The 23,255-nt window shown below is 74.4% G+C and carries 19 protein-coding genes and 2 pseudogenes; 15 read left to right on the top strand and 6 right to left on the bottom strand.

Going from position 1 to position 23,255, the window contains the following annotated elements; translation table 11 throughout:
- Positions 1–187 precede the first annotated feature (187 nt).
- The 7 genes and pseudogenes from ssd to ACLQ2V_RS07005 form a co-directional block, all read left to right on the top strand.
- Positions 188–1,291, top strand: a complete 1,104-nt coding sequence (ssd, locus tag ACLQ2V_RS07035) for a septum site-determining protein Ssd (protein WP_425717536.1) — start codon at positions 188–190, stop codon at positions 1,289–1,291.
- Complete coding sequence (locus ACLQ2V_RS07030; RefSeq protein ID WP_425717535.1) at positions 1,288–2,535, top strand: TadA family conjugal transfer-associated ATPase; 1,248 nt, start codon at positions 1,288–1,290, stop codon at positions 2,533–2,535. The genes ssd and ACLQ2V_RS07030 overlap by 4 nt, the downstream gene beginning before the upstream one ends.
- A 1,058-nt stretch (positions 2,536–3,593) precedes the next feature.
- A pseudogene (locus ACLQ2V_RS07025) lies at positions 3,594–4,010 on the top strand (type II secretion system F family protein); the annotation flags it as partial.
- Positions 4,010–4,750, top strand: coding sequence for a type II secretion system F family protein (locus ACLQ2V_RS07020; protein ID WP_425717534.1), 741 nt, complete (start codon positions 4,010–4,012; stop codon positions 4,748–4,750). The pseudogene ACLQ2V_RS07025 and the gene ACLQ2V_RS07020, both read left to right, overlap by 1 nt.
- 47 nt (positions 4,751–4,797) lie before the next feature.
- On the top strand, positions 4,798–4,965 hold the full coding sequence (locus ACLQ2V_RS07015) for a DUF4244 domain-containing protein (RefSeq protein WP_425717533.1): 168 nt from the start codon (positions 4,798–4,800) through the stop codon (positions 4,963–4,965).
- A gap of 77 nt (positions 4,966–5,042) precedes the next feature.
- Positions 5,043–5,390 (top strand): TadE family type IV pilus minor pilin, encoded by a 348-nt coding sequence (locus ACLQ2V_RS07010; protein WP_425717532.1) that lies wholly within the window; start codon positions 5,043–5,045, stop codon positions 5,388–5,390.
- Positions 5,387–5,821, top strand: a pseudogene (locus ACLQ2V_RS07005) (Rv3654c family TadE-like protein); the annotation flags it as partial. The gene ACLQ2V_RS07010 and the pseudogene ACLQ2V_RS07005, both read left to right, overlap by 4 nt.
- Before the next feature lie 36 nt (positions 5,822–5,857).
- Here the strand turns inward: ACLQ2V_RS07005 and ACLQ2V_RS07000 are convergent.
- The 4 genes from ACLQ2V_RS07000 to ACLQ2V_RS06985 all read right to left on the bottom strand — a co-directional run bounded on the left by ACLQ2V_RS07000 (position 5,858) and on the right by ACLQ2V_RS06985 (position 10,212).
- A complete protein-coding gene (locus ACLQ2V_RS07000; RefSeq protein WP_425717749.1) occupies positions 5,858–6,373 on the bottom strand; it encodes a putative immunity protein in 516 nt (171 codons plus the stop codon).
- A gap of 163 nt (positions 6,374–6,536) precedes the next feature.
- Entirely contained in the window at positions 6,537–7,115 is a 579-nt protein-coding gene (locus tag ACLQ2V_RS06995; protein WP_425717531.1) for a hypothetical protein, read from the bottom strand.
- A 296-nt stretch (positions 7,116–7,411) separates the two neighbouring features.
- Positions 7,412–7,618 carry a hypothetical protein gene (locus ACLQ2V_RS06990; RefSeq protein ID WP_425717530.1) on the bottom strand — a complete coding sequence of 69 codons (207 nt, stop codon included), beginning with the start codon at positions 7,616–7,618 and terminating at the stop codon, positions 7,412–7,414.
- A gap of 134 nt (positions 7,619–7,752) precedes the next feature.
- Complete coding sequence (locus ACLQ2V_RS06985) at positions 7,753–10,212, bottom strand: DEAD/DEAH box helicase (protein ID WP_425717529.1); 2,460 nt, start codon at positions 10,210–10,212, stop codon at positions 7,753–7,755.
- A gap of 142 nt (positions 10,213–10,354) precedes the next feature.
- On the opposite strand from ACLQ2V_RS06985, the gene ACLQ2V_RS06980 reads away from it, so the two are divergent.
- The 7 genes from ACLQ2V_RS06980 (at position 10,355) to ACLQ2V_RS06950 (ending at position 19,567) form a co-directional block, all read left to right on the top strand.
- A complete protein-coding gene (locus ACLQ2V_RS06980; protein WP_425717528.1) occupies positions 10,355–10,711 on the top strand; it encodes an STAS domain-containing protein in 357 nt (118 codons plus the stop codon).
- Complete coding sequence (locus ACLQ2V_RS06975; RefSeq protein ID WP_425717527.1) at positions 10,711–11,157, top strand: ATP-binding protein; 447 nt, start codon at positions 10,711–10,713, stop codon at positions 11,155–11,157. The genes ACLQ2V_RS06980 and ACLQ2V_RS06975 overlap by 1 nt, the downstream gene beginning before the upstream one ends.
- Before the next feature lie 376 nt (positions 11,158–11,533).
- Positions 11,534–13,915: a sodium-translocating pyrophosphatase gene (locus ACLQ2V_RS06970; RefSeq protein ID WP_425717526.1), complete on the top strand. Its 2,382-nt coding sequence runs from the start codon at positions 11,534–11,536 to the stop codon at positions 13,913–13,915.
- Positions 13,916–14,208: 293 nt separating this feature from the next.
- Positions 14,209–14,751: a hypothetical protein gene (locus tag ACLQ2V_RS06965; protein ID WP_425717525.1), complete on the top strand. Its 543-nt coding sequence runs from the start codon at positions 14,209–14,211 to the stop codon at positions 14,749–14,751.
- Positions 14,742–15,371 (top strand): hypothetical protein, encoded by a 630-nt coding sequence (locus ACLQ2V_RS06960; protein WP_425717524.1) that lies wholly within the window; start codon positions 14,742–14,744, stop codon positions 15,369–15,371. Before ACLQ2V_RS06965 ends, ACLQ2V_RS06960 begins: the two co-directional genes overlap by 10 nt.
- Positions 15,372–15,649: 278 nt before the next feature.
- Positions 15,650–18,484: a type I DNA topoisomerase gene (topA, locus tag ACLQ2V_RS06955; protein WP_425717523.1), complete on the top strand. Its 2,835-nt coding sequence runs from the start codon at positions 15,650–15,652 to the stop codon at positions 18,482–18,484.
- A 141-nt stretch (positions 18,485–18,625) separates the two neighbouring features.
- The gene (locus ACLQ2V_RS06950) at positions 18,626–19,567 is read left to right on the top strand and encodes a DUF559 domain-containing protein (RefSeq protein ID WP_425717522.1); all 942 of its coding nucleotides are present in this window, start codon (positions 18,626–18,628) and stop codon (positions 19,565–19,567) included.
- Between the two features lie 136 nt (positions 19,568–19,703).
- On the opposite strand, the gene ACLQ2V_RS06945 is transcribed toward ACLQ2V_RS06950, so the two are convergent.
- Positions 19,704–21,023: a D-arabinono-1,4-lactone oxidase gene (locus ACLQ2V_RS06945; protein ID WP_425717521.1), complete on the bottom strand. Its 1,320-nt coding sequence runs from the start codon at positions 21,021–21,023 to the stop codon at positions 19,704–19,706.
- Positions 21,024–21,170: 147 nt separating this feature from the next.
- On the opposite strand from ACLQ2V_RS06945, the gene ACLQ2V_RS06940 reads away from it, so the two are divergent.
- A complete protein-coding gene (locus tag ACLQ2V_RS06940) occupies positions 21,171–21,827 on the top strand; it encodes a TetR family transcriptional regulator (protein ID WP_425717520.1) in 657 nt (218 codons plus the stop codon).
- Between the two features lie 113 nt (positions 21,828–21,940).
- Here ACLQ2V_RS06940 and ACLQ2V_RS06935 read toward each other — a convergent pair whose 3' ends face one another.
- Entirely contained in the window at positions 21,941–23,149 is a 1,209-nt protein-coding gene (locus tag ACLQ2V_RS06935; protein ID WP_425717519.1) for an amino acid deaminase/aldolase, read from the bottom strand.
- Between the last annotated feature and the right edge of the window lie 106 nt (positions 23,150–23,255).

Raw genomic sequence — 23,255 nt, 5'->3', positions numbered from 1 at the left:
GACACTGCTTGCCCTCCTCACTGAGGTCGAGTGAGGCGCGCGCCGCCATAGCAGATCAACTCGCCCTTCGGCCGTTGTCCACAGGGCCCTCGGTTGTCCACAGGCGGGCCTCCTGCGCCGGCGGGGGCGGACGGCTTCCCGGCACGCTCTTCGGCAGCACCCCCGAGCCCGACTGCTGGAGGCCGCGATGCCACCCCGTACCCCGCTCCCGCCGTACCGCCGGTTGCCCCTGCTGGTGACCTCGGACGACGACCTGCTCGACCACCTGCTGCGGCTGGCCGCCGCGGGCGGCACCGAGGTCGAGGTGGCGGCGGACCCGGCCGCGGCCCGGACCCGCTGGTCACCCGCGCCGCTGGTGCTCGTGGGCGACGACCAGGCGCAGGCGTGCCTGCGGGCCCGGCTGCCGCGCCGGCCCCGGGTGGTCCTCGTGGGCCGCTCCGGCCGGCTCGATCCCGGCTGGGAGGTCGCCGAGCTGATCGGTGCCGAGCACGTCGCGGTCCTCCCGGCCGCCGAGCCGTGGCTGGTGGACAGGTTCGCCGAGCACGCGCCCGACCGGGCCGGCAACGGGGCCGCCCGGGTGGTCGCGGTGCTCGGCGGGCGGGGCGGTGCCGGGGCGAGCGTGCTGGCCGGCGGGTTGGCCGTGACCGCCGCCCGCGCCCGGCTGCGCACCCTCCTCGTCGACGTCGACCCGCTCGGCGGCGGGCTGGACCTGGTGCTCGGCTGGGAGCAGTTGGAAGGGCTGCGCTGGCCGGCACTCACCGACGCCGAGGGTCGCGTCGACCCACCGGCGCTGGTCCGGGCGCTGCCCAGCCGGGGTGACCTGGTGGTGCTCTCCTGGGACCGGGGCGATCCGTTGCCGCTGCCCGCCCCGGCGATGGCGGCCACCCTCGAGGCGGCCCGCCGGGGGCGGGACTTCGTCGTGGCCGATCTGCCCCGGCACCTCGACGACCCGGCCGTGCTCGCGTTGCAGGCCGCCGACCAGGCGTTCCTGGTCGTGCCGGCCGAGCTGCGGGCCACCGCGTCGGCGGCCCGGGTGGTCGCGGCCGCCACGCCGCACTGCGCCCACCTCTCCGTGGTGGTGCGCGGTCCGGCACCGGGCCGGCTCAAGGCCGTCGAGGTGGCTCGCGCCCTGGGGCTGCCGCTGGCGGGCACGCTGCGCCCCGAGCCGGGGCTGTGCCGGGGGCTCGAACGGGGGGAGGCACCCGCCGCCGACGGGCGCGGCCCGCTCGCTGCGCTCTGCCAGCGGATCGTCGGCGACCTGACCGGTCTTCCCGTGCCGGGCGCGGCATGACCGGGCCCGCCGGCGACGAGCTCTCCCACCGGGTGCGCCAGCGCTTCGCCGCCGAGGCCACCCCGGTGACGCCGGCCGCGGTCGTCTCCGCCGTCCGCGCCGAACCCGCCGCAGCGGTCCTCGGCGACACCGCCGTGCTGCGCATCGCCGGGCGGGTGCACGACGACCTCGTCGGCGCGGGCCCGCTGGCCCCCCTGCTCGCCGACCCCGAGGTGACCGACGTGCTGGTCAACGGCACGCGAGTGTGGGTGGACCGGGGGCAGGGGCTGCGCCAGGTCGCGGTTCCGGTCGGCACGATCGACGACGTACGGCGGCTGGCCCAGCGCCTCGCCGCCGGGGCGGGCCGCCGCCTCGACGACGGCTCGCCGTACGCCGACGCCCGGCTGCCCGACGGGACCCGGCTGCACGCCGTGTTGCCCCCGGTCGCCACGGACGGGCCCTACCTCTCCCTGCGTACGTTCCGGCAACGCCCGTTCACCCTCGACGACCTCGTCCGGCAGGGCACCGTGCCCCGGCCGGTCGCCCCGGTCCTCGCCGCCGTGGTGGCGGCCCGACTGGCGTACCTGGTGGTCGGGGGCACCGGCTCGGGCAAGACCACGCTGCTCAACACCCTGCTCGGGCTGGTCCCCGACACCGAGCGGATCATCCTGGTCGAAGATGCCGCCGAGCTGCGGCCCGTGCATCCGCACGTGGTCGGGCTCCAGGCCCGCACCGCCAACGTGGAGGGCTCGGGCGTGGTCGGGCTCAGCGACCTGGTCCGGCAGGCCCTGCGGATGCGGCCGGACCGGCTGGTCGTCGGGGAGTGCCGGGGCGGGGAGGTCGTCGACCTGCTCGCCGCGTTGAACACCGGCCACGACGGTGGTGCGGGAACGCTGCACGCCAACGCCCCCTCGGACGTGCCGGCCCGGCTGGAGGCCCTCGGCATGTTGGGCGGACTGCCCCGGGCCGCCCTGCACGCCCAGGTCACCGCCGCGCTCCAGGTGTTGCTCCAGGTCCGTCGCGGCGCCCGGGGGCGGGTCCTGGAGTCCGTCTGCCTGCTACTTCCCGAGGGCCCGGAGCGCCTGGTCACCGTCGTTCCCGCCTGGGTGCGCGGCCATGGTCCCGGCCCGGCCGCACCGGCCCTGGGCAGGTTGCTGCGCGAACGAGAGGTGCCCGTTCCGCCGGTGCTCTGCGAGGTGTGGCCGGGTCGTCCCGAGCGGCCCGACTCGGCCGGTGAGGATCGCCGATACGGCGGCCCGGAGTGATCACGACGGGCTGGCTGGTGGCGGTCCTGCTTGCGGCCGCCGCGACGGCCGTGGCCTGGCCGGTGCGCAGCAACCGGGCCCGGCGACGACGGGTCCTCGGGGCGTCTTCGGCCAGGCCCGGTCGCGGCGGTGAACTGGCCGGGGAGGGTGGCACCCCGTGGTGGCTCGGACGAGGGGCCGCGCAAGGCGCCGCCGACGCGGCGACGGATCGGCAGGGCGGCCCCCGCGCCGATCGGGATTCCGGCCCGCGCGTGCGGGTCGGGCCGGCACCGTCGGGGCCGAGCGCCCGGTGCCCGGGTGCGCGCCCGCAGCCCGGCCCGCGACCGTCCATCGGCCCGCGACCGTCCATCGGCCCGCGACCGTCCATCGGCCCGGCCGGCAGCCGCTCGCGGTCCGGTCCGCCCGGCCGTCATGATCCGCGCCGCCCCGCCGCTGCCCTGGACCACCCCGGCTCGCCGGCGACGTCCCTGCGCGGTGCGGACAGCACCCGGTGGCTGCGGGGGCTCGGGTGGCCGTCCGCCTCGCCCCGGCGGGTCCTGGCACTGGCCGCAGCGGTGGGCGTCGCAGCGGGCTGGTCGTCGGCCGGGCCCGTGGCCGCCGTGGTGCTCTCCGCGTACGGCTCCTGGGCCGTGCGGGCCCTGATCCGCCGGGGTGCCGCGCGCCGAGCCCAGCGGGCCCGGCGGCACGGCCTGGACCAGTTGTGCGCCCTCGCGGCGGACCTGCGGGCCGGCGTTCCGGTGCTGACCGCCGCCGCGACGCTCACCGCCACCGCACCGCCCACGGCCACGGGGCTGCCCCGGGCCGCACCCGGCGCCTCCGCACCGATCGCCACGTCCAGCGCCACCCCGGACGACGCCCGCTGGTCGACCGCGCCGACCCTGGTCCTGCCGCCACCGGCAGAGGCCACCGTGGCCGCCGCCGCGCTGCCGCCCCGGGCAGCCCCGGGCGGCGGCATCGAGCGGACGGCCGGCGTGGCCCAGCGCGGCGAACGGATGCTGTCCGGGTTCGCATCGCGTCCCCGGAGACCCGCGCCGGAGAGCTGGCCGGGCGGCTCCGATCCGGTCGGCGGTTCCTGGGCGACACCCGGTGCCGGCCCGCCTGCCAACGGCCCGGCTGCCGTCGTCCCCGAGCCGGACCGGCTGGTCCAGTTGGCTCGGGCGGCGGTCCGGCTCGCGGACCGGACCGGGGCACCCCTGGCCGACCTGCTGGAACGGATCGAGGCCGACGCCCGCGCCGCAGACCGTGGACTGGCCGGCGCGGCGGCGCAGGCGGCCGGGGCGCGGGCCACCGCGTGGCTGCTGGCCGCCCTGCCGCTCGGCGGCATCGGGCTCGGTTACGGCGTAGGCGTCGATCCGGTGGCCGTCCTGCTGCACACGCCCGTCGGAGGTGGCTGCGCGGTCGCCGCCGTCGTACTCCAACTGGTCGGGCTGTTCTGGGCGGAGCGCCTCGGCGCCGTTCCGGACGGGAACCGCTGATGACCCGGCAGGCGGTGGCCGCCGGATGTCTCGTCGTTGCGGCGGCGTTGCTCGCCCTCCCCGCCGGGGCGCGAGCAGGGGCCAGTCGGCGACTGCGCGGCCTGACCGGGCGGGCCGGGTCGCTCGGACGACCCCGCCCGGGATGGTGGCCCGACCGGATCCGCCTCGGGGCGGGGCTGGCCGGGGCGGCGGTCCTCGTGGTGATCGGTGGCTGGCCCGGCGCGCTCGGCGGGATCGTCGCCGCCGTCGCGGCCGATCGCGGGCTGCGTCGGATCGAGCCTCCCGCCGTTCGGCGGCGGCGACTCCGGGAGGCCGCCGACCTGCCCCTCGCCGCCGACCTGTTGGCGGCCGTGCTGCGGGCCGGTGCGCCGGTCGACCGGTGCGTGTTGGCGGTCGCCGATGCCCTCGGCGGCCCGCTGGCCGACCGCCTCGGACGGGTCGGCCGGACCCTGCTGCTCGGGGGGAGACCCGAGGATGCCTGGTCCCACCTGGTTCCGGTGCCCGGTGCCGAGCGGCTGGCCGCTGCCGCGCTGCGCTCGTCGAGCAGCGGTGCGGCGTTGGCCGGCGCGCTCACCCGCCTCGCCGACGACCTGCGCGCCGACCGGTCCACCGCCGCCGAGGCATCCGCCCGCCGCGCCGGCGTCCTCATCGTGCTGCCGCTGGGGCTCTGTTTCCTGCCGGCCTTCATTCTCGCTGGCCTGGTGCCGGTGATCGTCGCCGTGCTCGGCGACGTGCTCTGAGCGCCGCCGACCAGTCGGCCGGCGGCGACCGTCGAGAAGGGAAAATCATGCGGAAGATCCTCATTCGCCTGCGCGGCGACGCCGGGATGAACACCGCCGAGTACGCCGTCGGCACCCTCGCCGCCGTCGCGTTCGCCGGCATTCTGCTCAAGGTCCTGACCTCGGGCAACGTGCAGTCCGCGCTGACCGCCGTCATCGACCGGGCGCTGAAGTGACCGACCGCCGGCAGGCCAGGGCCACCCGGGAAGCGTCGGGGTGGCGGCGGTCCCTCGGGTCGCCGCGATCCTCGCGGTTGCCGCAGGATCGGGGGTCGTTCACGGCCGAACTGGCGGCTGGCCTGCCGGCGGTGCTGCTGCTCCTGTTGGCCGGGCTGACCGCCGTCGACGCGGTCACGACGAAGGCGGCCTGCCTGGGCGCGGCCCGGGAGGCGGCGCTCGCCGCCTCCCGGGGCCAGCCCGCCGGTCCGGCGGGGGCCGAGGCGGCCCCGGCGGGGGCGGAGGTCTCCGTCGTGGTCGACGGCGAGCGGGTCACCGCGACGGTGCGCGCACCGGTACGCGCCCTCGGTGCGCGGCTGCCCCGGATCGTCGTGGTCGCCACGGCCGTCGCCGCCGTCGAACCAGGCACCCCCGGGCCACCGTGACCGGCCGTGCACCCGCCTGCGGTTCTCGCCGTCGGGCCGGGTTTCCCGGCAGCGCCCACCCGCCCCGGCGCGGCAGCGGCCCGGCCCGGCCCGGGCGCGAGCGGGGCGGGGCGACGGTGTGCCTGCTGGCCGTCGGGCTGGTGTTCGTCGTGGTGGGTCTGTTCGGGGCGGCGGTGGGCGCGGCCCGGGTCGCCCGGCAACAGGCCCGGGTGGCGGCGGACTTCGGCGCGCTGGCCGGGGCGGGCCGGGCCCTGGCCGGCGACCCGGCGGCCTGCGCCTTCGCCGACGAGGTCGTACGGGCCAACGGGGCACGGCTGGTCGGCTGCCGGCTGGACGGGCTGGACGCCGTGGTGACGGCGCAGGTGACGGTGACCCCGGTGCCCGGCCTCACCCGGGTCGCCACGGTGACCTCCCGCGCCGGGCCGGTTCGGGCCGGCCTCGACACCGTGGCCGCGACGAACCGGCGCTCAGTCGTCGAAGACGAACCAACAGATGGCGTTCCTGCGCTCCTGGTCCTCGATGACCAGGTCACGAAGGTGTTCCGGAAGGTGGCGGCGTTGCCAGTCGCGTTCGGCTCGTCCCGCCTGTCGTGCCGCCCCGGGCTCCGCAGCGGCGCGAACCGCTTTGATCCCGTACGCGGCGGCCCCCAGGTCGTGCTCGGGGACATGGGCCACACATGCGGCCTGACCGGCGGAGTACGCGGCGAAGCGGGCCGCCCCGCTGAGCGGACGAGCAGCGCCCATGGCATGACCACCGAGCGCCCGGGTTGCCATCATTCCCGCCTCGCCGCGCGCCCAGGTCCGCGTCGCCTCGATCGCCTGCCGAGGGCGCTGATCAGCGGGCTGGCTTGTCTCGAACAGGGGCAGGACGTGCTCAGCGCAGGTGGCTGCCCAGAGGGCAAGGGCCTGATGGTCGGCATCCGTGAGTGACCCACCGCGCCGGATGGTCACGAGGCGGGGGTCGCGCACCAGCGGGAGAATCATCTCTTCCCCTGTCGGGCCGTCCGATTCCGCGCTGCCGCGCGGCGCCGCGCCGCGCGGCGAACCGCGACGCCCGGTGCGCGGCCGAGGAGATGGGAACCTGTCGTCTGACCGCTGCCCGGCCCGGTACCGGCCGGCAGTGCGGCCGGGACCGGGGACCGTCGGGTCAGCGACCCTGGAGGGCGTCCAGGCCGACCGCCATGGCGATCACGAGGCGGCGGTCGAGCTGCGGGTTCTGCACCTCGACGACGTACCGGTCGCGCAGGCCCCACTTCTTGACGACCGAGAACATCTGCTGGCCGCCCGCGGTGAAGTCGAAGTGGTACGGCAGCCAGGACAGCGAGTCCACGAAGCGGCGCAGCAGCGCCACCGGCATGCTCCGCTCCTGGCCGGTGATCTGGGGCAGGCCGGGCTGCTCGACGTGCCACGTCGAGCGGAGCATCGACTGGGCGAAGTCCTTGCGGAACAGCCCGATCGGGTTGCCGGCCTGGTCGGTCACGTCGTACGTGGCACCGAGGTCGAGCCGCTGCCGGGCCTTGAAACCGAGCAGCGGGTACTGCTTGCTGTCGTCGGTGTAGATGGTCACCTGCTCCTTGAAGGCGAGCCGCTTCTGCTGCGCGAACGCGAGCATCTCGCCTTCCGAGCCGTCGGGGTTGACGGCGTGGACCTGGTACTGGTTGACCATGAACCGAACCCGCTGCCGAACGTGGAACTGCTGCTGGTGCTGCAAGGTCTCGAGCTGCATGAGAATCTCCTCTAAAGCGTCGCCGGAGTGTCGCACAGCCCTCGACGCGGAGTGTGACCCCGCCCGTGCCCCGGGGACCGCGCAAGATCGATGACGGCGCGCCCTTGGGCCTGCCCAACCGATCCGGGCGTGCCGAGCCCGCGCTCAGGGCAAGCCGACGCGCCAGCGCCCGCCGAGCCCGCGCTCAGGGCAAGTCGACGCGCCAGCGCCGCGCCGAGCCCGCGCCCAGGGGGAACCGCCGCGCCAGCGCCCGCCGCCGCCGGGCGTCCCTGCGCGGGGCAGTGCCCGTCGCCGGCTCAGCGTCCGCCGTCGACCGTGGCCTTGAACGCCCAGGCGTTGAGCACCTGGTGGATGCCGCGAAGCCGCTCGTTGATCTGTTCCAGCCGTTCCGCCTGGGCCAGCGCGGCCAGCGCGCTGCCGAGGGCGATCTGCTGGTCGGGGGTGAGTTGTTCCTGGTCGATGGTGTAGAGCAGGTCGACGGTCTCGGCGATGGTGTCGGCCACGACTCCTCCTCCGGCGGGAAGCGCGAACTCTGGCGGTGGTGGGGTGCGCGAGCGTATGGAAGCGCTCCCATACATCAATGCCCCGTCAAGCCGTGATCTATTCCTCCCCGCCGCCGGCGGGCCGAAACGAACCGTCAGCCGTCGCGCTCCCGCCCGCCGCCGGCAGTCTCCGCGTCGAGGGCGTCGGCCGGGCGGGCCGCCGCCGCGTCGAGGGCGTCGGCCGGGCCGGTCTGCCGGGGCGGGGGGTCGGCCGGCAGGTTGGTCAGCACCACGTCGAGGACTGTGACGGCGGCCGACTTGGACAGCGGGTTGTTGCCGTTGCCGCACTTCGGGGACTGGACGCAGGACGGGCACCCCGCCTCGCAGCCGCACTCGGCGATGGCGTCGCGGGTGGCCCGCAGCCACTGCCCCGCCGTCCGGTACGCCCGCTCGGCGAACCCCGCCCCACCCGGGTGGCCGTCGTAGACGAAGACGGTGGGGGCCTCGGTGTCCGGGTGCAGCGCGGTGGAGAGCCCGCCGATGTCCCAGCGGTCGCAGGTCGCCATCAGCGGCAGCAGCCCGATCGCCGCGTGCTCGGCGGCGTGCAGCGCGCCGGGCACGTCCGCCGGCTCGACGCCGGCCGAGGCCAGCGACTGCGGCGAGAGGGTGAACCAGACCGCCACGGTGCGCAGCTCGCGGGCCGGCAGGTCCAGCGGCCGGGTGTCGATCACCTCGCCGGAGGCGATCCGCCGCCGCTGGTACGACACCACCTGGCTGGTCACGTCGACCTCACCGAGGAAGAGCCCGACGGGCCCGGCGTCGACGTACGAGCGCACCGACACCACCGACAGCGACGTGACGTCGCGGGCGTGGGTGGACCAGTCCGGCTCCTCCGGGTGCACCAGCGCGCAGCCGTCGGCCAGGTCGAGCGAGTCGACCACGTACGACGCGCCCTGGTGCAGGTAGACCGCGCCGGGGTGGAGCAGGAAGTGCGACGAGCCGCCGTCGACGGTGCCGAGCAGCCGCCCGGTGGCCGCCTCCACCACGCAGACCGGGGCCGCGCCCTCGCCGCGCAGGTCGACCTGGGGGCGTTCCCGCTCCCGCCAGTACCACCCGGTCGGCCGCTGCCGCAGCACGCCCGCCTCGACCAGCGAGTCGACGGCCTCCTTCGCCCCGTCGCCGAACAGGTCCAGGTCGGCCGGGGTGAGCGGGGCCTCGGCCGCCGCGCAGGCGAGCTGCGGGGCGAGCACGTACGGGTTGGCCGGGTCGAGCACGGTCGCCTCGACCGGCCGGCCGAAGAGCGCCTCCGGGTGGTGCACCAGGTAGGTGTCGAGCGGGTCGTCCCGGGCCACCAGCACCGCGAGGGCCTCGCCGCCGGAGCGCCCGGCCCGCCCGGCCTGCTGCCACAGCGACGCCCGGGTGCCCGGCCAGCCACAGATCAGCACGGCGTCCAGCCCGACCAGGTCGACGCCGAGCTCCAGCGCGTTGGTGGAGGCGAGCCCGAGCAGGTCGCCGTGCAGCAGCGCCCGCTCCAACTCCCGCCGCTCCTCGCGCAGGTAGCCGCCCCGGTAGGCGGCGACCCGCGCGCCGAGGCCGGGCACCGCCTCGTCGAGGGCGCGGCGCGCGTTGGCGGCCACCACCTCCGCGCCCTTGCGGGAGCGGACGAAGGCGAGGGTGCGTACCCCGGCGGCGACCGTGTCGGCCAGCAGGTCGGCGGTCTCCCGCAGCGCCGACCGGCGGACCGTGGCGAGGTCGGCGTCGACCCGGTCGGCGTCGGCGGGCAGCAGCGGCGGCTCCCAGAGGGCGAAGGTCACCCCGCCGCGCGGCGAGGCGTCCTCGGTGACGGCGGTCACGGGGAGGCCGGTGAGCCGCCCGGCCGCCGTCGCCGGGTCGCCGGAGGTGGCCGAGGCCAGCACGAAGACGGGGGTACGACCGAAGCGGGCGCACTGGCGGCGCAGCCGGCGCAGCACGTGGGCGACGTGCGAGCCGAAGACCCCCCGGTAGGTGTGGCATTCGTCGACGATCACGTACGCCAGCCGGCGCAGGAAGCCGGACCAGTGGCCGTGCCCGGGGAGGATGCCGTGGTGCAGCATGTCCGGGTTGGTCAGCACGAACCGACCGTGCCGGCGGATCCAGTCCCGCTCGGCGCGCGGGGTGTCCCCGTCGTAGCAGGCGGGGCGTACCCCGTCGAGGCCCAGGTCGGCGACGGCGCGGAGCTGGTCGGCGGCGAGCGCCTTCGTCGGGGCCAGGTAGAGCACGGTGGCCCGGGGGTCGGCCAGCAGGGTGGCCAGCGCGGGAAGCTGGTACGCCAGGGACTTGCCGGACGCCGTTCCGGTGGCGACGACGACGTGCCGGCCGGCGTACGCCAGCTCGGCGGCCTCGGCCTGGTGCCGCCAGGGCGCGACCACGCCGCGGCGGGCGAGGGCCGCCCGCAGCTCCTCGGGTGCCCAGCCGGGCCACGGTGCGCGCTCCCCGGGCCGGGCCGGCACCCGCTCGACGTGGGTGACCGGGTCGCCGCCGGTGCGCCCGCGCAGCCCACGCAGCAGCTCGGCCGGCGTCGCCACGGGCGGGCGATCGGGGCCGTGGCCTGCGGAAACGGGTGCTGCGGGGGTCACGTTCTGCACTCTCGCACGGGTGTTCGGCGTCGGAGGGCGCGGGTCTGGGTAAGGGGTAGCCGCACGCCGGTGACCTCGTGGAGGGCTTCGGCGGGGATGGTTAGATGCCCAGCAGAGTTTACGACTCTCGCGAGGAGGACCGATGGAGCTGTCGCTGGCGACCCGTGCCGTGGGGGAGCACACGGTGCTCGAGGTCGGCGGTGAGGTGGACGTCTACACCGCACCCCGCCTGCGGGAACGGCTCCTGGAGTTGATCGACGGTGGGGCCCGTCACGTCGTGGTGGACCTGGGCCGGGTCGACTTCCTCGACTCCACCGGCCTCGGCGTGCTGGTCGGCGCGCTCAAGCGGCTGCGCACGGCGGGCGGCAGCTTCGCGCTGGTCTGCGACAAGGAGCCGCTGCTGAAGATCTTCCGGATCACCGCGCTGGACCAGGTCTTCCCGCTGCACCCGACGGTCGACGCGGCGATCGGCGCCGACCCGACCGGCACCGGCGCGTGATGGCCACCGTCCGGCTCTCCTTCTCCCCGGCCCCGGTGCACGTGCGCACCGCCCGGCTGGTCGGCGTCGCGGTGGCCCGCCGGGCCGGCGTGCGCGAGGACCTGCTCGACGAGGTGCGGCTGGCCATCGGTGAGGCGTGCACCCGGGCGGTGGCCCTGCACCGGCAGTACCGGCTGACCGAGCCGGTGCTGGTGGAGATGTCCGACTCGGGGTCGTACTCGGTGCGGGTGGTGGACCGGGCGCCGATCGAGGCGGGCATCGGCCTGGCCGCACTGGACGCCGACCAGCTCGCCGCCGAGTCGCTCGACGAGGACGACCTCACCACGGGCGTGGGCTTCGCCCTGCTCGCCGGCTTCGTGGAGGACCTTCAGGTGCGCCCGGTCGACGAGGGCGTCGGGACCGAGGTCCGGATGGTCTGGCCTGTGGGGGCCGCCGCCCGTCGCTGAGCCTTCGATCAGTCGCGTGCGCTTTTCGACTATCGTCACCGGCTGATTCGCCGCTCAATTCACTGATTCGCTGATCAGGCCGTTCCTCCCGTCGGGAGGGGCGGCCTGCTCGTCGTGACGGGTCTCTATATCAGATTCTTTCTCATAACACAGCGACGAAGATCATCCAGACACGGTGCCCTCCGATGTGACCTCTTGCACTAGCGAGGGCTACAGTACGCGGGTTGTCGCAAGTGATCCATTCCGCCGCCAGCGGGTATGGGTGCCGTGTGCCGTTCTCCCGACCGGGTCCGGCGCGCTTGCGAATCCGCATCCCCAGGCGTCGGTCTGTGCGTCTCCACCGGCCGGCCCGAGCGTTCGGTACAGGAGGACACAGATGTCCGGGACCTTGGCCGCCGACGGCGGCGCACTGTCCCTTACCGGAGCCAACCTGACGTACGTCGTCATCGCCGCGGTCATCGCGCTGGTGGCACTCGTCTTCGCCGCCGCCTTGACCAAGGCGGTGCTGGCAGCCGGTAAGGGCACCACCAACATGCAGGAGATCTCCGGGGCGGTACAGGAGGGGGCCTCGGCCTACCTGCTCCGGCAGTTCAGGACCCTCGCGATCTTCGTAGTGATCGCCGTGGTGCTGCTCTTCCTGCTGCCGGTGCACGACACCGACGGCAGTGAGACCGCGGTGAAGATCGGCCGGTCCGCCTTCTTCGTGGTGGGCGCCCTGTTCAGCGCGTTCATCGGCGGCGCCGGCATGTGGCTGGCCACCCGCGCCAACCTGCGGGTCGCCGCCGCGGCCCGGGAGGCGGTCGGCGGCCGGGAGGGCGCCATGAAGATCGCCTTCCGCACGGGCGGGGTGGTCGGCTTCCTCACCGTCGGCCTCGGCCTCTTCGGCGCGGCGGTGGTCGTCCTGCTCTTCAAGGGCGACGCGCCGACCGTGCTGGAGGGCTTCGGCTTCGGCGCCGCCCTGCTGGCCATGTTCATGCGGGTCGGCGGCGGCATCTTCACCAAGGCCGCCGACGTCGGCGCGGACCTGGTCGGCAAGGTCGAGCAGGGCATCCCCGAGGACGACCCGCGCAACGCCGCGACCATCGCCGACAACGTGGGCGACAACGTCGGCGACTGCGCCGGCATGGCCGCCGACCTCTTCGAGTCGTACGCGGTCACGCTGGTCGCCGCGCTGATCCTCGGCCGGGCCGCCTTCGGCGACGAGGGCCTGGTCCTCCCGCTGATCATCTCCACGATCGGCGTGCTGGTGGCGATCGTCGGCGTCTTCATCACCCGGCTGCGCGCCTCCGACCGCAACGGCCTCACCGCGATCAACCGGGCCTTCTACATCTCCGCCGTCGTCTCGGCGGTGCTCGTCGCCATCGCCTCCTACGTCTACCTCAAGCCGACCTGGGCCGACCTGCTCGGCCCCGAGTGGCGGGCCAGCCTCGGCGTCGACGGCGGGGAACCGCCGCTGGGCCCGCGCGGGGTGACCATCGCCGCCGTCGTCATCGGCATCGTGCTGGCCGCCGCGATCCAGGCGCTGACCGGCTACTTCACCGAGACCAACCGGCGTCCGGTGCAGGACATCGGCAAGAGCTCGCAGACCGGTGCCGCCACCGTCATCCTCGCCGGCATCAGCATCGGCCTGGAGTCGGCGGTCTACTCGGCGCTGCTGATCGGCGCGGGCGTCTTCGGCGCGTTCCTGCTCGGCGGCGGCTCCATCACGCTGTCGCTCTTCGCCGTGGCGCTGGCCGGCACCGGCCTGCTCACCACCGTCGGCGTGATCGTCGCGATGGACACCTTCGGCCCGATCTCCGACAACGCACAGGGCATCGCCGAGATGTCCGGCGACATCGACGAGAACGGCGCACGGATCCTCACCGAGCTGGACGCGGTCGGCAACACCACCAAGGCGATCACCAAGGGCATCGCGATCGCCACGGCGGTCCTCGCCGCGACCGCGCTCTTCGGCTCGTACACCGACACGCTGCGCTCCGCGTACGCCGACGCGGGCGTGGGCGACGTCGGGGCGGAGATCCTCGCCTCGCTCAACGTGGCCAACCCCCGCAACCTGGTCGGCCTGATCATCGGCGCGGCGGTGGTCTTCCTCTTCTCCGGCCTGGCCATCAACGCGGTCTCCCGCTCGGCCGGCGCGGTCGTGATGGAGGTCCGTCGGCAGTTCCGCGAGCTGCCCGGGATCATGGACGGCACCCAGCGCCCCGAGTACGGCAAGGTCGTCGACATCTGCACCCGGGACGCGCAGCGCGAGCTGATGACCCCCGGTCTGCTGGCCATCCTCGCCCCGATCGCGGTCGGCTTCGGCCTCGGGCCGGGCGCGCTGGCGGCGTACCTGGCCGGTGCGATCGGCGCCGGCACGCTGATGGCGGTCTTCCTGTCCAACTCCGGTGGGGCCTGGGACAACGCCAAGAAGCTCGTCGAGGACGGCGCGTACGGCGGCAAGGGCTCCGAGGCGCACGGCGCCACGGTCATCGGCGACACCGTCGGCGACCCGTTCAAGGACACCGCCGGCCCCGCGATCAACCCGCTGATCAAGGTGATGAACCTGGTCTCGCTGCTGATCGCGCCGGCCGTCGTGGCGTGGAGCGTCGGCGACGAGCGCAACGTCGGCCTGCGGCTCGGCATCGCGCTGGTGGCCACGCTGATCATCGTGGCGGCCGTGGTGTTCAGCAAGCGCAAGGGCATCGCGATGGACGACTCTGGCAGCGACGCCGGCGCGGGCGGCGCCGACCAGCGGTCGGCGACGGTCAACGCCTGAGCGCAGCCGTCGACACCTGAGCGGTGACACAGCTCGACACCTGAGCGGTGACACAGCTCGACACCTGAGCGGTGACACAGCTCGTCGGAGTGCTGCCGTCGACCGCCGCCAGCGGCGAAGCGGCTCGCCCCTCCAGCGGTGACGCGGCGGGCACCCGGTCGGCCCACGCCGGCCGGGTGCCCGCCCGCGCCGTCTCGATTTCGGCGCGGGCGGGCGGGCGGTCGGCCGCCGCTGCGCCACCGCCGGCAAACCGAGCGGTGGCGCATCCGCGCGGAGGCCGTACGCTGCAACGCATGCGCACGTGCCGGGCGGCGACCGCCGGAAAGCTCACGGTGGTCCTCGCCACGCTCGTCCTGACGCTGGCCGCCTGCGGCGGCGGCCCGGCCCCCCGGGCGTGGGCCGCGTCGGTCTGCGAGGCGCTGACCCCGTGGCGCGCCGAGATCAACAAGCTGACCAGCAGCACCCAGCAGCAGATGACCGCCAAGACCACCCCGGCGCAGGCGAAGGAGAACCTGGTGCGGCTCTTCGCCGGCGCGGAGCAGGCCAGCGAGACCGCCCGCCGCAAGGTCGACGACGCCGGCATCCCGGAGACCGACGACGGCGCGGAGATCTCCGCGGGCTTCCAGGCGTCGCTGGCGAAGGTGCGCGACGCCTACGGCCGGGCCCGGGGCACCATCGCCGGGCTGGGCACCGGCGAGCCCACCGCCTTCTACGACGGCGTGCGCGCCGCCGTGGAGACCCTCAACAAGGAGTACGACGCCAGCGCCCTGGACACCAGCCGGCTCAGCTCCGAAGAACTGAGGAAGGCCTTCGACGAGGTCCCGGAGTGCCGCTGACGCCCCCCGACCGACCGCCCGACCCGGTTCGCCAGCTCTCCCTGTTCGGCGCCGAGGCGGCGGACCCCTCCGTGGCCGACCTGGCCGGCCTGCTGGCCGGCCCGGGGGAGGTGTCCCGGATGGGGGGAACCGCGCGGCTGTCGATCGTCGTGGACGCCGCCTGGCGGGTGCACGTGCTCGTGGCCGAACTGGCCCGGCGCGGGCTCGCCGCGAGCTGGGCGGCGACCCCCGACGGGCGGCACCTGGTCCGTACCTCGTACACCAGCCGGCTGGCGCCCCTGGCGACGGCCTGGCTGCCCGACCCGCCGCCCCCCGTGGCGGTGAAGCGGCCTCCCGCCGGGTTGCACCTCAACGGTCGGAGGCTGCGGCTCTGGGTGGCCGCCGCGGGCACGGCGGACCCGCCCGGCTTCCTGCTGCGCCTCGGCCTGGCCGACGCGGTGAGCCAGGAGCGGGTCGGCGCGGGCCTGGCCGCCGTCGGGCTGCCCGGGGCGTTGCTCGACGCGGAGGCCGGCGGGCCGGCGTACCGGATCACCGGCCGGCGTCGGCTGGCCCGCCTCGCCGACCTGATCGGCGACCCCCCACCCACCGCACCGGCCCACGACTGGCCGGCCCGCCCCTGACGCCGCTTGCGGCGCGAAGTGGCTGGTCGACGGCGGATCGAAGGGCCGCATCGTCACAGTGACCCGCTCAGGGGCCTACCCACGGTGTACGGTGGCGCCGTCCGGTAAGACCGTTCTCGGCGCTGTCGAGCGCGGGCGGGCGGTTCGCGGCCCGCGAAACCCGAAACGCGGGCGACGCGTTACGTTGGACGTCCGGACCGTCGACGGTCCCGGGCGGATCGAGGGCGACCCGCACCCCGGGCCGCCCGGCCACGAGCAGGAGTGAGGTCGCAGGAGACGTGCCGAGCAACGCCAGGACCACCCGTCTGGTCATCGTCGAGTCACCGGCGAAGGCCAAGACGATCTCGGGCTATCTCGGCCCGGGGTACGTCGTGGAGGCCAGCTTCGGTCACGTCCGCGACCTGCCGCGCAACGCCGCCGACGTGCCGGCGAAGTACAAGGGCGAGCCGTGGGCCCGCCTCGGCGTCGACGTCGACCACGGCTTCCACGCCCTCTACGTGGTCTCCGCCGACCGCAAGCAGCAGATCAGCAAGCTGGTGAAGCTGGCCAAGGAGGTCGACGAGATCTTCCTGGCGACGGACGAGGACCGCGAGGGCGAGGCCATCGCCTGGCACCTGGTCGAGACGCTGAAGCCCAAGGTGCCGGTCAAGCGGATGGTCTTCCACGAGATCACCAAGCCGGCGATCCAGGCCGCGGTGGCGAACCCGCGCGAGATCGACCGGGACCTCGTCGATGCCCAGGAGGCCCGGCGCATCCTCGACCGGCTCTACGGCTACGAGGTCTCCCCGGTGCTGTGGAAGAAGGTCATGCCGAAGCTCTCGGCCGGCCGGGTGCAGTCCGTGGCGACCCGGATCGTGGTCGAGCGGGAGCGGCAGCGGATGGCGTTCCGCACCGCCGAGTACTGGGACATCCTGGCCACCCTGGCCGTGCGCGACGCCGGCGAGGGGCCGCGCTCGTTCAACGCCACCCTGGTCGCGCTGGGCGGCGACCGGATCGCCACCGGCAAGGACTTCGAGCCGACCACGGGCCGGGTGAAGCCCGGCGCCGGGGTGGTGCACCTCGACGAGGGCGGGGCGCGCGGGCTCGCCGCCCGGCTGGACGGCCGGCCGTTCAAGGTCACCCGGGTCGAGGAGAAGCCCTACCGGCGTCGCCCGTACGCGCCGTTCATCACCTCCACCCTCCAGCAGGAGGCGGCCCGCAAGATGCGGTTCTCGTCGCAGCAGACGATGCGCACCGCGCAGCGGCTCTACGAGAACGGCTACATCACCTACATGCGTACCGACTCGGTGAACCTGTCGGAGACCGCCATCACGGCGGCCCGCCGGCAGATCGTCGAGCTCTACGGTGAGCGCAGCGTGCCGCCGGAGCCGCGCCGCTACACCGGCAAGGTGAAGAACGCCCAGGAGGCGCACGAGGCGATCCGCCCGGCGGGGGACAACTTCCGCACCCCCGGCGACGTGGCCAAGGAGCTCTCCGCCGAGGAGTTCAAGCTCTACGAGCTGATCTGGCGGCGCACCATCGCCTCGCAGATGACCGACGCGGTCGGCTCCAGCGTCTCGGTGCGCATCCGCGCGGTCTCCACCGCCCAGGAGGAGGCCGACTTCGGGGCGACCGGCAAGACCATCACCGACCCGGGCTTCCTGCGCGCCTACGTCGAGTCCTCCGACGACGAGAACGCCGAGGCCGAGGACGCCGAGCGCCGGCTGCCCAACCTGGTCAAGGACCAGCCGCTGAGCGCCGACGCGCTCGCCGCCCAGGGCCACCACACCCAGCCGCCGTCGCGCTACACCGAGGCGTCGCTGGTCAAGGCCCTGGAGGAGCTGGGCATCGGCCGCCCGTCGACGTACGCGTCGATCATGCAGACGATCCAGGACCGGGGGTACGTGACCAAGCGCGGTCAGGCGCTGATCCCGAGCTTCCTGGCGTTCGCGGTGACCGGCCTGCTGGAGCGGCACTACCCCCGGCTGGTCGACTACGACTTCACCGCCAGCATGGAGAACGAGCTGGACGAGATCGCCGACGGCGACCACGCGGCCGTCGACTTCCTCACCGCCTTCTACTTCGGCGGCACCACCGGCGCCGGCGACCAGGACATCGCCCGCTCCGGCGGGCTGAAGAAGCTCGTCACGGAGAACCTCAACGAGATCGACGCGCGCAGCGTCAACTCGATCCCGCTCTTCACCGACGACGAGGGGCGCGAGGTCGTCGTCCGGGTCGGCCGCTACGGGCCGTACCTGCAGCGGGAGTTGCCCGGCGGCGAGCCGGCGGCCACCGGGGAGGGCGAGGAGGGCGGCGGTCAGGGCGACCGGGCGCCGATCCCCGACGGGCTGGCCCCCGACGAGCTGACCCCCGAGAAGGTGCACGAGCTGTTCCTCGGCGGGGGCGGCGAGCGCAAGCTCGGCGACGACCCCGCGACGGGGGAGCCGATCCTGCTCAAGTCCGGCCGGTACGGCCCGTACGTGGCCAGTGGCGAGCGGAAGTCGTCGCTGCTGAACTCGCAGTCGCCGGACTCGCTGTCCCTCACCGAGGCGTTGAAGCTGCTCACCCTGCCCCGGCTGGTCGGGGTGGCCCCCAACGGCGACGAGGTCATCGCCAACAACGGCCGCTACGGCCCGTACGTCAAGCAGGGCGACGAGTTCCGCTCGCTGGACTCCGAAGAGAAGATGTTCACGGTCACCCTGGACGAGGCGCTGGCCCTGCTGGCCGCCCCGAAGACCCGCCAGCGCCGCGCCGCCGCGCCCCCACTGCGGGAGATGGGCGTCGACCCGCTGACCGAGAAGCCGTTGGTGATCAAGGACGGCCGGTTCGGCCCGTACGTGACGGACGGGGAGTTCAACGCGTCGCTGCGCCGGGGGCAGACCCCGGAGGCGCTGAGCATCGAGGAAGCCTCCGAGATGCTCGCCGAGAAGCGCGCCAAGGGCCCGGCCCCGAAGAAGAAGGCGGCGGCCAAGAAGGCCCCGGCCAAGAAGGCCACGGCGACGAAGTCCGCAGCGGCGAAGTCGACGGCGAAGAAGGCCACGGCGAAAAAGGCCACGGCGACAAAGTCGACGACCGCCAAGAAGACCCCCGCCAAGAAGGCGACCCCGAAAAAGGCCACCACCTCCACCGACTGACCCAACCCGCCCGAGATCTTGGAAGCTGATGGCCCCTCTGGGGGCCATTTCCTTCCAAGATCTCGACGTTGTCCACAGGGGCAGCGGTAAAGGCGTCGGATCGGGCAGGGTCGACGTGTGGGGAGTCGTGAGCAGAGGTCGATGGCGGGATGGCGGCGGGCGCTGCCGGGCGACGACGCCGACGAGCTGACCTGGCTGTTGTTTCGCCAGGAGGACGTGATCGGTTTCGGTCAGGCCCTACGGCACCTGTCGCGAAAGGCGATCCGGCACCGGGTCGCCACCGGCCGCTGGCGTCAGGTGCACCGGGCCGTCTTCGTCACGCACAACGGCCCCGTCAGCGCCGGCCAGCTTCGCTGGATCGCGGTGCTCTCCGCCGGGCCGTCGGCGGTGCTCGGTGGGCTGACCGCCGCCCAGGCGGGCGGCCTGCGGGGGTTCCCCACCGCCCCGATCCACCTTTTGCTGCCCGCCACCTGTCGGCGGGATCCGTTGCCGCCGGGGGTGCTGACGCACCGCACCACCCGGCTGCCGGAAGAGGATCTGCTCGCCGTCGGGCAACCTCGCCGGACGATGCCCGCCCGGTCGATCATCGACGCGGCCCAGTGGGCTCAGGACGACGACGCGGCCAGGGCGGTGATCGCCGCCGGCTTCCAGCAGCGGCTCATCGGCGGCGACGAGCTGCATCGGGTGCTCGACCGGCTGCCCCGGATCCGGCGACGGCGGTTGATCCTGGCGACCGCCGCGGATGCGGCCGGCGGTGCGCACTCCCTGGCCGAGCTGGACTTCCTGGGCCTGGTCCGCCGCGCCGGCCTGCCGGAGCCGACCCGGCAGAAGGTCCGGTACGACTCCACCGGCCGGCGCCGCTACCTCGACGCCTACTTCGACGAGTGGCAGGTGCACGTCGAGATCGATGGTGGTCAGCACCTTGACCCCAGACAGGCGTGGGCCGACATGCTCCGGCAGAACGCGCTCTGGGTGGACGGGGACCGGGTGCTCCGGTTTCCGTCCTGGGCCGTCCGAAGCCGCCCCCAAGAGGTAGTCGCCCAACTCCGGGCGGCCCTGCGCGCTGCGGGCTGGCCCGGCTGACGCTGGCTCGCCCGGCTGACGCTGGCTCGCCCGGCTGACGCCGGCTGACGCTGGCTCGCCGAGATCTTGGAAGCTGATGGCCCCTCCGAGGGCCGTTTGCTTCCAAGATCTGTGCGGGCCTTCAAGATCTGTGCGGTTAGGGGCCTAGGAGGTGGGTCAGGTGGGGGGTGGTTAGGACTCGGTGGGGGTCCAGGTGGGTGCGGAGGGTTTGGAAGTCCTTGAATCTTGGGTAGGTCTCGGCCAGCTCAGCTGCCGTTTGCCAGTGGAGTTTGCCCCAGTGGGGGCGGCCGTCCAGGGCGGTGGCGACCCGCTCGAAGGCGCGGAAGTACGGCTCGTACGGCATCCCCACGTACTGGTGCACGGCGAGGTACGCCGACTCGCGGCCGTACCCGTGCGACAGCCAGATGTCGTCCGGCGCGGTGAAGCGGACCTCGACCGGGAAGAGCACCTTGAACGGCAGCCCGTCGACGATCCGGCGCAGCGCGGCCAGCGCCTCGGGCAGGGCGGCGCGCGGCAGGCCGTACTCCATCTCCACGAAGCGGACCCGGCGCGGGGTGCAGAAGACCGCGTCGGAGCGGCCGGTGTAGGTGCGTTCGGTGAGCGCTCGGGCGGAGACCGCGCTGATCGTGGGGGCCAGTGCGGGCACGGCCCGGCCGAGCCGGCAGGCGCCGCCGAAGACGGTGTTGGAGAGGAGCTCGTCGTCCAGCCAACCGCGCCAGCGGGGCAGCGGCCGGTCGTCGGCCGGCACCCGGTCGTTGGTCTTGACCTGCACCCGGTCGGTGTAGGGGAACCAGTAGAACTCGACGTGGTCGTGGCGGGCGAGCAGGGCCGGCAGGTCGGCCATGACCTCGGTCAGCGGGGCGGGGCGCTCGTGGGCGCGCAGGGTGAAGGCGTCGACGCAGCGCAGGGTCACCTCGGTCAGCACGCCCAGGGCACCGAGGGAGACCCGGGCGGCGGCGAAGACGTCGGGATGCTCGTCGGCGGAGCAGCGCAGCACCTCGCCGGTGCCGGTGACGAGGGTGAGCGCCTCGACGAAGGTCGACAGGCAGCCGTACGCGGCCCCGGTGCCGTGGGTGCCGGTGGAGATCGCCCCGGCGATGGTCTGTGCGTCGATGTCGCCGAGGTTGGGCATCGCCAGCCCGTTCTGGGCGAGCAGCGCGTTGAGTCGGTGCAGCGGCATTCCGGCCGGTACGGTGACCAAGCGTCGTTCCCGATCGATCCGTACCGTCGTGTCCAGGTCGGTCAGTTCGATGCGGCGATCGTCGGTGCGGGCCACGGGGGTGAAGGAGTGGCCGCTGCCGACGGGCCGGACTCGGGCACCGTCCGCCACGGCGGACCGGACGGCCTCGGTGACGTCGGCGACGGTACGCGGACGGAGGATGGCGGTGGCGGTGCTGCGCTGGTTGCCGGCCCAGTTGCTCCAGGCGGCGGTGCTGAGCGGTGCGGTGCGAGCCATGCGCGCTCCTCGACATGAACGTGAAGTGACTTCATATCAGGAACGTTGTGCCTGGTAAATACCGCAATCGTGGCCCGCTCGTTGTACTTGTAGTCACGCACTCGTGACGTGCAGATATGTTCATCCGTCGAAGGGGGGTGGCGCCGAGTGTCCACACCAGCCGCCACGACCGGGCCGCTGCGCCGGGTACCGGTCCAGGGTCGAAGCGTGGCGCGCGTCCAGCGGATGCTGGACGCCTGTGCCGAACTCGTCGACGAGGTGGGGTACGAGGGTCTCACCACGACCCTGCTCGCCGAGCGCGCCGAGGTGGCGATCGGGTCGGTCTACCAGTTCTTTCCGGACAAGCGGGCCATCGTGCAGGCGTTGACCCTGCGCACCATGGAGTCCTACCTCCAGCGTCTCGACGAGCGCTTCGCCTCCGACGACCTCACCCACTGGTGGGACGGGGTCGACGCGGGGATCGACGAATACATCACGATGCACCGGACCGTGCCGGGGTTCCGCACCCTGCACTTCGGCGACGTGGTCGACCTGCACCTGCTCGACGAGCAGCGGGACAACAACGGCGTGATCGCCGACCAGTTGGCCCGGGTGCTCATCGAGCGGTTCGGGATGGTCGACGAGCCGCGCCTGCGGTTCTGCCTGGAGGTCGCCGTGGAGGTCGCCGACGCCCTGATCAAGCTGGCGTTCCGGCGCAGTGCCGAGGGTGACGAGCGGGTCCTCGCCGAGGCCAAGGCGGTCATCCGGGAATACCTGCACCAGCACGTCAGCGCGCCCGCCGACGCCTCGCCCGCCCCGTCCTGATCCGGCCCGTCCCTGAGCTGCCCGTTTCGCGCGCCGGTCCCGCCCGTCGGGGCCGGCCCGACGTCCGGCGGCTGAAGGCCGACCTCCGGCGGTTACAGGCCGACCTCCGGCGGCTACAGGAAGGCGTGGCCTTCCCCCCGGTAGGTGGGGACGGTGGCGATCACCCGGTCGCCCTCGACCAGGTGCAGCTCGTTGACGCGCTCGCAGAGCTCACCGGCCTTGGCGTGCCGGAACCAGACCCGGTCACCGACGCGCAGGCCGGCCGCCGCCGCGCCGGCCACCGGGGTCTGCACCTCGCCGGCCCCCTCCGCGCCGAGCAGCTTCAGCCCGGCCGGCAGCCACGGGCTCGGCAGGCGGCTGCCGGCGGCCGGGCCCGAGGCGACCCAGCCACCGCCGAGCACCGTGGCCAGCTCGGGCGCCGGGCGGCGGACCACCGTGCAGGCGAAGAACGCCGCCGGGGTGGGCCGCCAGGCGCGGTACGCGTCGAACAGTGTCGGCCCGAAGAGCCCCGACCCCGCCGTGACCTCGGTGACCGCCGGGTCGGCGCTGGTCGCCGCCACGCTGCCGGTGCCGCCGCCGTTGACGAACTCCAGCTCGGCGTGCTCGCGTACCGCCGCGACGGCCGCGCCCCGGCGGGCCAGCAGCTCCCGGTACGACCAGCGCTGGGCCGCCCGGATCGCCGCCGCCAGCGCCGCCCGCCCCGGCGGCGCGTCGCCCAGGCCGGCGATGTGCGCCTCGTACGACATCAGGCCGACCAGCCGGAAGCCCGGCCGGCCGGCGATGGTGGCGGCGAGCGCGCCGGCCGCCCGGGGGCTGTGCACCGGGGAGCGGCGCACCCCGAGGTGCACCCGCCCGCCCAGGGGCCGCCAGGAGGCGTCGAGGTCGAGGCAGACCCGCAGGGCAGGGCGCCGCCCCGGCGGGACGATCGCGTCGATGAGGTCGAGCTGGTCGGTGCCGTCGATCATCAGGGTGACCGCCCGAGCCAGGGTCTCGTCGGCGGCCAGCTCGGCGAGCGCCCCCCGGTCGGCCGTCGGGTACGCCACCAGGGCGTCGTCGGTCACACCGGTGCGGACCAGCCAGCTCGCCTCGGGCAGGGTGAACGCCAGCGCCCCCGCCCAGCCGGGCCGGCCCAGCGCGCGGCCGAGCAGCTCACGTGCCCGCACCGACTTGCTGGCGACCCGGATCGGCTTGCCCCCGCCGAGGGTTGGCAGCGCCGCCGCGTTGGCGTCGAACGCGGTCAGGTCGACCGCCGCGAAGGGCGGGTCGAGGTGGGCGGTCGCCCGGTCCAGGCGCTCGCGCAGTTTGTCGCTTTCGGTGGCCACGTATTGCACGCTAACTCTCAGACGATGAATGCGAAATAGCCTCGCATCTGCCGGGCTGCGGCCGGTGGTCTCGGCCACCTAGGCTCGGCGAGCAGGCGATGTCGCG

The organism is Micromonospora sp. DT233 (genome assembly GCF_049841815.1).
Lineage (GTDB): Bacteria > Actinomycetota > Actinomycetes > Mycobacteriales > Micromonosporaceae > Micromonospora.
Note: the sequence above shows the minus strand (reverse complement) of the source record. Positions and strands in the feature narration are given on the sequence as shown.